6 protein-coding genes are annotated in these 7,472 nt (G+C 38.3%); all 6 read right to left on the reverse strand.

Annotation, left to right across the window (positions count from 1 at the left end; genetic code table 11):
* Nucleotides 1-869: 869 nt before the first annotated feature.
* Entirely contained in the window at nt 870-3,572 is a 2,703-nt protein-coding gene (locus tag AB1414_12055) for a hypothetical protein (GenBank protein MEW6608156.1), read from the reverse strand.
* Nucleotides 3,553-4,008 carry a response regulator gene (locus AB1414_12060; GenBank protein ID MEW6608157.1) on the reverse strand — a complete coding sequence of 152 codons (456 nt, stop codon included), beginning with the start codon at nt 4,006-4,008 and terminating at the stop codon, nt 3,553-3,555. Before AB1414_12060 ends, AB1414_12055 begins: the two co-directional genes overlap by 20 nt.
* A 1-nt stretch (nt 4,009) precedes the next feature.
* Nucleotides 4,010-5,956 (reverse strand): ATP-binding protein, encoded by a 1,947-nt coding sequence (locus AB1414_12065; GenBank protein ID MEW6608158.1) that lies wholly within the window; start codon nt 5,954-5,956, stop codon nt 4,010-4,012.
* Nucleotides 5,957-5,967: 11 nt separating this feature from the next.
* Nucleotides 5,968-6,213: a DUF2442 domain-containing protein gene (locus tag AB1414_12070; GenBank protein ID MEW6608159.1), complete on the reverse strand. Its 246-nt coding sequence runs from the start codon at nt 6,211-6,213 to the stop codon at nt 5,968-5,970.
* On the reverse strand, nt 6,210-6,482 hold the full coding sequence (locus tag AB1414_12075; protein ID MEW6608160.1) for a DUF4160 domain-containing protein: 273 nt from the start codon (nt 6,480-6,482) through the stop codon (nt 6,210-6,212). Before AB1414_12075 ends, AB1414_12070 begins: the two co-directional genes overlap by 4 nt.
* 214 nt (nt 6,483-6,696) lie before the next feature.
* Entirely contained in the window at nt 6,697-7,179 is a 483-nt protein-coding gene (locus AB1414_12080) for a hypothetical protein (protein MEW6608161.1), read from the reverse strand.
* Between the last annotated feature and the right edge of the window lie 293 nt (nt 7,180-7,472).

Raw genomic sequence — 7,472 nt, forward strand, 5'->3', positions numbered from 1 at the left:
ATCATTTCTACCTTTGCTGCTGCCCGAATGATTCCAACGATATTCTCCAGTTCCTCTCGTTTATACTCAGGAAGATAATCTATACTTGTTTTCATAATATCCTCAATAATTCAGTAGCCTAACGATAGAGCTCACCTGCTGCGGGGAGGATTACCACTAAACTTTGTAAACAAGATAAAAGATTGAGAGACCACAAAACTCTGACCACGGCACAGCCCCCCGCCGTCAACTGCAACGCAGGGTTAGGCAATATCCCCTAGACTCAAGGTCTCCTCTGCTTAATTAGATTTTGCTCTCCTGTGTAGTTCCTATCTACGGTTGTAGTATGTCTCTCATCCTTCGTTTTGGTTGTGGTTCTTGGCCCCTCGACCACATACCCTGCTTCTCTGTAGATGCTGACCGCTATCTGACTTTCTCTGATTCGTCTCTGTGGGAATGCTGTGAGAAACCTTCATCCTTTTTGCTGCAACAGCTGTAATTGTATCATAATTTATGCGACGGATTCAAGTGCCTAACACTGAAATAAGCGGTGAGCAAAGCGAATCCGCTTCATTGATTTGTTAGTAAAAGATTCACTCCGCCGTCTTTTTCTGGCTTACTTCCTTTCTTAATAATTTAGTATTGTATCCCCAAAATTGCCGGGGGCACTGCTCCCAAACCCCCGTTGTGGAATTGCGTTCCCCCAATGGGGTCTGGGGCAACGCCCCAGAATATTACCCTCCTGAATAGTTACCTACTTTAACTTATCCACCCCTTCTTTGTTGCCTAACTCTGTATAACCTGCCTACCTACCTACCTAAACGGTTACGAATTCTCTTCTCTTTCTCACACAAACCCAGAAATAATTGTGTGTCTTACCATTTTGACTCTTATTCCTCATTATTACTTTGATAACTTATTCCTCCCAAAGACATTTGTTCTTCTTTTTGCCTCTTCCATTTAACATAATCAGTATATAATCCTTTTGGACGCAAATCCTCAATCTTCTCGCTTTCTTTGCCTTCCTCAATCTTCATAGTGAAACACTCATATCCTTCTGCATTCGTTACAGACCCCTTTGAAGTAATCGCTGAAAGCCATGTTGCTAAACGAGCACCAATCTTATCCTCTATTACAAAATCCTTTGCCCAATCAATCTCAAGAATCTCTGACTCAGACTTAGGAATTATGATATTAAATTGAATCTTCTTCCAAAGGTTCATCTCTTTAACCCTTTGAAGGTCAAAGAATGTATCTATCCAGAGCATTACTGGTTCAAAGTTTCCTGCCTTAGAGGATTTATAGACAAGGGTAAATTCAAAATCCTCTGATTCAAATTCAGTAGTCTCTTTATCTTTGTCTATAGCGATATTAAGTGATAAATAAGCCATAATGCGATAGGCATCTATCTCTAATGGTTGAGGATAATCTAAATAGGTGGCTACACTCCGTCTAAACTTATGAATGTCTAAGCGTGGTCTTCCCCAGTCCTGTAAGTGGTCACAAAGGAGAAGCAAAAAGGAGAGCGGAAAGTTTTTACAAGAAATTTCTTCTCCTTTAACTCCATGGGTTAACACTGCATCTATTGCTGATTGATACCTCTCCACCAGAGTGCTCTTAACACTTGAAGATTCAAGCAGTTCTTGTAGATGAATAGCACTCAGATGACCATGGTCAAGACCATCTTCCTTCTTGATACTCATTTTAAGATTCTTCTCCACCACCTCACCAATAGAGTTTTTTGCATTCTCTATAGCCTCTTTGATTATACCAATGCTCTTTTTGATTGATTCATTTTCAAAAAAATCACCAATCTTTTCAGCAGAGTCATAGATGGAAAAGATATAGCCAATATCGTGAAACAGAGAAGCAATCAACCAACTTCCTAACAGGGTTTCTTTCTCCATTGGAATTTTTTCAAGAAGCATCCCCTTTGAATTATATGTATGAAGTAAAAGCAAACCCAGCAATGAAACATCAAAGGAATGGAAGATATGGTCCCGATAGGATGAATGAGAGAGATAAAGAACCGATTCCATCTCCCAAAGTTTTCTCATATAACTACCAATGCGGATTGAGCGTGGAATCTTGCAGTAAGAATGCCCATATTCAGTTAATAGATAAATGAATGACAGAGTAGCCCCCTCTGCAGTATAAAAGAAAACAACAGGGGCATTAACCTCTGATGTTTTTCTCCTATGCAAGATGTAGAGAATAAATATGCTTAGATTATAACAAAAACTAAGTCTTGCTAAAGGACTACGGGATGAGTCAGCAAGGAATTTATCTAAAACATCTTTTTTGAGCAGATAGGCACAAAACCACGCTTTTAGCCACAAACTCTCTATGTTTATCCCACCTTCAGGAGAATATTTATCACTTAGCTTTTTATTGTCTTCACTAATAGAGGACAGAAGTTCCCACAGAAATTCTCTTGTTGACTCAACAATCTTGATACATAGATTTTCTACCTTTTTTACTTTTTTACTCGTTACAGAAAATCTCTTTATTACCTCACATTGGGAAGCAATAAGTGTCCACACAGTCTGAAAGCATAAAAGCCTGGGATTGCTCCATAATTCCTCTGACTGATTTTTATCTTGAGGATACAACTTTTTTCCTTTTTTAAACAATTCTTTTGCTTTTTTTAAGTATCGTTTAGCATCATCTGAATTTGGAGACTCTCTTCCAAGAATAGCCAGTGCTCTGCTTAAGGAAAGGATTGTCACAAGGAATTCCTCAAATATCATTTCCTTAATCCCTTCATCCTTTTTTCGGAAACAATTAAATAATTCTAAAGGAGGAGAATCTAACTTAGATAGTAGCCTCTCATTTATCTCTTTAAACGATACATCAGGTTGCTCTTCAGGTTGTCTTGCAGGAAGAATCCAAATATTTATCGTGGTTTCTATATAATCGCTTAAAATATCATCCGCTTGCTTTAGACCATGCTCTTCGCAAAAATTAATATACTCTCTACAGGCAACATAAAGCCTTGTCCTTGAACCATCTTTTCGAGCATCTTCAACCATTTTCCTATACTTTTGTTCATTAACCCTACACCATTCAACATTTACCTCAGCCACTAAAAGTTCCATTATTATCATACCAAGCTTTGCTTCGTATGATTCAATCTGGCTCCCCCATTCAGACACTAACCAATTGCAAAGAAGAAATATCTCTTTTTTATCTTGATATTGATAGTAAATAGCACAGCAAGAAGTAATCCCTTTTTTAGATAATGGGTCATTAGAGTCAATTTCATTTTTAGCCACATAGCAGTCTTCTTCCTTAAATTTCTCAAAGACATCGTTAACAAATCCTTTTTGTTCTAATGTGTCGTTTTCATTAATATTAATATCTACTGTTTCTTCCTTCCAAAGATAGACTACTCTAATCTCTCCTTCATCATTCTTCCTTAACCGAATGATACAAGGAACCCTAAATACCCTTCCCATTGCTTCAAGATAGGTTTTTAGAACCTCACCTGGTTCACTTTTTCCCCTTGGCACATTACTGAATTCTCTAATAAAACGCTCAAATAAATCTGCTATCCGTTTATTATCATCCAGTTCAAATTCTCTTTCTGTCATTTTTTCCAAGACTCCTTTCTACAGCTTCGGTAAATTCAAATAAGTCTGCGGGTTTTTCTACATAAAATAAAGGTGGGGGGGTTACTGACATTATCGCCTTTTTATCACTTTCATCAATGATAGCTGAAAGAACAATCACTGACACATCAGAGGCTGTCTTTGCTCCCTCTATCCTTCCCTCTCTCAGTGCCTCAAGTAACCTTATCCCCACCTGGCGTGGTGGTGTGTTAGAAGAAACTATGCTTTCTCCTCCCACAGGTTTCATCCTGATGTCTAAGATGACCAGGTCAAATCTTCTTTCCTTTAACAAATTCGTTGCTTTTAAATCATCCTCTGCAACAGTAAAGGAATAATCAGGATGTTGTTCCCTTATAAACCCTATTTGCTGATTAATTCCCCTTTCAAGTTGGTCCTCAATCCATAAGATTTCAGCCATATCATTCCTCCTTTTTGATTGACAAAGCATCTATAATTGGCAGGGTGACTGTAACTTTGGTTACATAGCCCTTTCCTTCTTTAGAATATACGCCTCTCTCCCCTGAGTAGCTCTCTATGGTTATATCCCCCCCTCCTTGCTCACGAATAATCTTTTGTGCCTCAGAAAGCCCTAATCCTGAACTACGGCTATCTTTCTCTGCCGCCCTTCCCCGATAGCCCCTTTCAAATACCCTCTCTATTTCATCAGGAAAAATCCCTATACCAAAATTTGTAAAGATAACTGAGATTCCATCAGATGTATCCCTTGAATAGATTTTGATTATTTTATCAGGAAAGCTATATTTAACAGCATTATCAAGAAGATTCTTTATTGCCTGGATAATCCTTTCCTTTTCAATAATGGTAGAGGGAATTTTTTTGATAGAATCAGAAACATCAATCTTTATATTTTTCTCTTTTGCTATTGACCTAACCCCTTCAATGCAGGCAAGGATAATAGAGGAAAGTGAAATATATTCCTTCACGGGTCCAGGAACTGTCTTTGTCTCAAGTGATTGTAACGACATATTGACCATATTTGATAGTCTCTCTATCTCATTAGAGATATTTCTGTAGTAATTCTCAGCCAGACTTGAACAGGTTCCTTTCTGACAACGAGAAAGCCAGATTCCTGCATCAGTTCTAATGGGGTGAAGGGCTGTCTTAAATTCATGGGCAAGGTCTGATGTTGCGGTTTGCAAATTCTTATATTTGTTTTTTAATTCAGCGTCTTGCTCTTTTAATTCATCAGCTTGTTTAAGTAACTTAATCTCTTCCAACATATTGCTTATAGCTGATGCAAGGAGTTGTAATAGGCTATTGAAAAATAGGCGTTCAGCCCTCACAATATCTTTCATTGAGCCTGAAGAAGAAGGTCCTAATGCCAGGGCAATCTTTAATTTCTTCTCATCATCCCTTATCAGGGTAAACCCCTCCATTTTTCTTGCATCATCTCCTTTAAAACCTGAAGATTCATCCTTCATCTTTTTTATGTTTAAATGGACATTCTCAATCTCATCACACCCTGCTTTTCCAACGATAGGCAAAATAGTTTCTTCTTCCTTATCACTGGCAAATAATATACTTTTGGGTATCCTTAAAAAGTCATTTATCTCCTTCAAGGTAGAAGAGACCATCCTTTCAAGCTCAGTAGGTTCCAGGCTGGTAAAGATAAGGGCTATTCGGTGTAAAAATGCCTCCTCCTCTGCCTTCTTAAATTCACGATGAATGGTATTAGCCATATCACTAATAATCGTTATATAATTCTCCATCCATTGTTTTCTCTGGTTAAAATCTTCAGGGATATGTGGAGTCATTTTGGAGATATAATCACTAAGTTTCCCTATCGTTTCCTCATGTATCTCTGTTGGTAGCCTTGTAATATCAACACGCTTACAAAGTTCTGCCTTGCACTTTTCTTCACCTTCTCTGAAAGTAGGATTACCAGATGCCCATTCCTTGAGATGTTCAACAATAGCCCATTTATTGTCTTCATAGAGTATTTGTCCCCCAAAAAACACTGCTACATGCTTATTGGCAACGACTATAGGGGCTACTACCTTAACAATTCCTAAATGGCAGGGATATCCTTCGGCTTTCATTTTCTTTCTATTAATAAATTCCCCAGCAGTATCGGAATCACAAATCCTGCAGGTTTCATCTCCTGGCTTTGTTTTTCCATCACGAAGGGTTATTTCCCTGAATTTCTGACAGAATTCCATTCGTGGCTGAACTATTGGAGTAATCTCTCGTGGCTTTCCATCTTTAAATTCTATGATAAATAGGGGTATATTATGCTTAAGGCTAATCCCTGTCTGGATTATTGTAAGGATGTCCTCAGAAATAATCTCGGTAAGACAAAGTGGCTGAAATGGCCAGCCTCTTTCTTTTAACAAATTAAGTTCCATCTTTCTTTCCTCTAAAAGATTGTTTTGTCAACTACCTGCCATCGTGCCTCAATGGTATCCGCTGACAAATCAGCACCACAATCCCATTCGACAAAGTATCCGCCATTGAAAACCTTCAAAAAATTGCTGTAATCTCGAAGGGCTTCAAACGCCTCATATTCAAGATAGGGAGTGATATCAAAATTGCCAATGCGACCATCATCCGCAACAATGGATAATACCCAATTGGGTTGTGGAAAAACTTCTATTATTCTCATTGATCAAGTCCTTTGATGGGAAGTGGTGTTTTACCACTTACAGCTAAGTTCCAGTCAGCAAGTAAATCTTCTTGATGAATCTCAATCCATGCAACGACCAGTTTGTGTTTATTCGGTGGTAGTTCACCAGCCAACAGTGATCCGTCAGAAATTGAGTACACTGCAACTTTCCCTTGGTAATCAGCATGGATATGTGGCTCTTTATGTTTCTCGATATCTCGAAAGAACATCCGAATAAGAATTCCATAAAACATTGAAATTGTTGGCATTCTGTTTTTCTCCTACTTTGATTTGATGTGGTCTTTTTTCGCTCAACCGGCTATCACTTATGTCGATTTTCTCAATAAACCTAACGATTGAGCTCACCTGCCGCCAACACTACGGGCACAAAACTTTGAAAAACCACCAAATTTTGATAGGGCATAGAACTTTGAAAAACCGCACACTGTTGGCGGTCAGGTGCAGCGATTTGTTAGACATAAATTAACTAGACTCAATCACTTTCTTTGCATTGTGAAAGTCACTATCAACATTGAATGTGTATAATAACCATAGAAAAGCGTTAAACCCTGACCATTTGGAGCCCAGATGAATAACAGCAGTTCGATTTTTTCCAATATCCATAATTCGGGTTCGGGATATTTCGGGTTCGGATGTGTTTGGAAGATTGATTTCTATATCTATTGATCCGCCTTCCTCATTCAGTACGCGCCTTATTTTGTAAGTCTTGGACATATGAGGCGAAGTAATCAGATATTTGTCTCTTTCAAGACGCTCTATTTTTGAAACCCATTTAGGATATAGCTTAGCATAGTTGTTTGGTTCAGAAAGCCAAGCCCATACTTCATTGTATGGTTTTAAAATGATCGCTTTCGTAACATGCGTATCATCAAAAAGTCTTCTTCCCACGAAAAGAAGAGTACCGATTAAAAGACCCAGTAAGATGAAAATAACAGTTTTGATCATCTTTTTCCTCTTTATGTCTAACGATCAAGTTCAGGTGCGGCGGGGAGAATTACCACAAAAGTTTGATAGCAAGATAAAACTTTGAGAGACCACAAAACTTTGACCACGGCACAGTCCCCCGCCGTCAACTGCAACGCAGGGTTAGACAAAAACTTTGATTCGCTGTCTTTTCCTCTGCCTCACCGAATTATTGTGCATTCCTCATTCACGGTTTGACCCTAAAATATCTCCTTTTTATTTTCTCACACAAAGCCACAAAGAACACAAAGGTTTATTGTTTTATTCAATTCCTT

The sequence above is a fragment of the bacterium genome, from assembly GCA_040755795.1.
Lineage (GTDB): Bacteria > UBA9089 > CG2-30-40-21 > CG2-30-40-21 > SBAY01 > JBFLXS01.

Coding starts and splice junctions, on each gene's coding strand:
- AB1414_12055 (MEW6608156.1), bottom strand. CDS start 3,572: ATGACAGAAAGAGAATTTGAACTGGATGATAATAAACGGATAGCAGAT.
- AB1414_12060 (MEW6608157.1), bottom strand. CDS start 4,008: ATGGCTGAAATCTTATGGATTGAGGACCAACTTGAAAGGGGAATTAAT.
- AB1414_12065 (MEW6608158.1), bottom strand. CDS start 5,956: ATGGAACTTAATTTGTTAAAAGAAAGAGGCTGGCCATTTCAGCCACTT.
- AB1414_12070 (MEW6608159.1), bottom strand. CDS start 6,213: ATGAGAATAATAGAAGTTTTTCCACAACCCAATTGGGTATTATCCATT.
- AB1414_12075 (MEW6608160.1), bottom strand. CDS start 6,482: ATGCCAACAATTTCAATGTTTTATGGAATTCTTATTCGGATGTTCTTT.
- AB1414_12080 (MEW6608161.1), bottom strand. CDS start 7,179: ATGATCAAAACTGTTATTTTCATCTTACTGGGTCTTTTAATCGGTACT.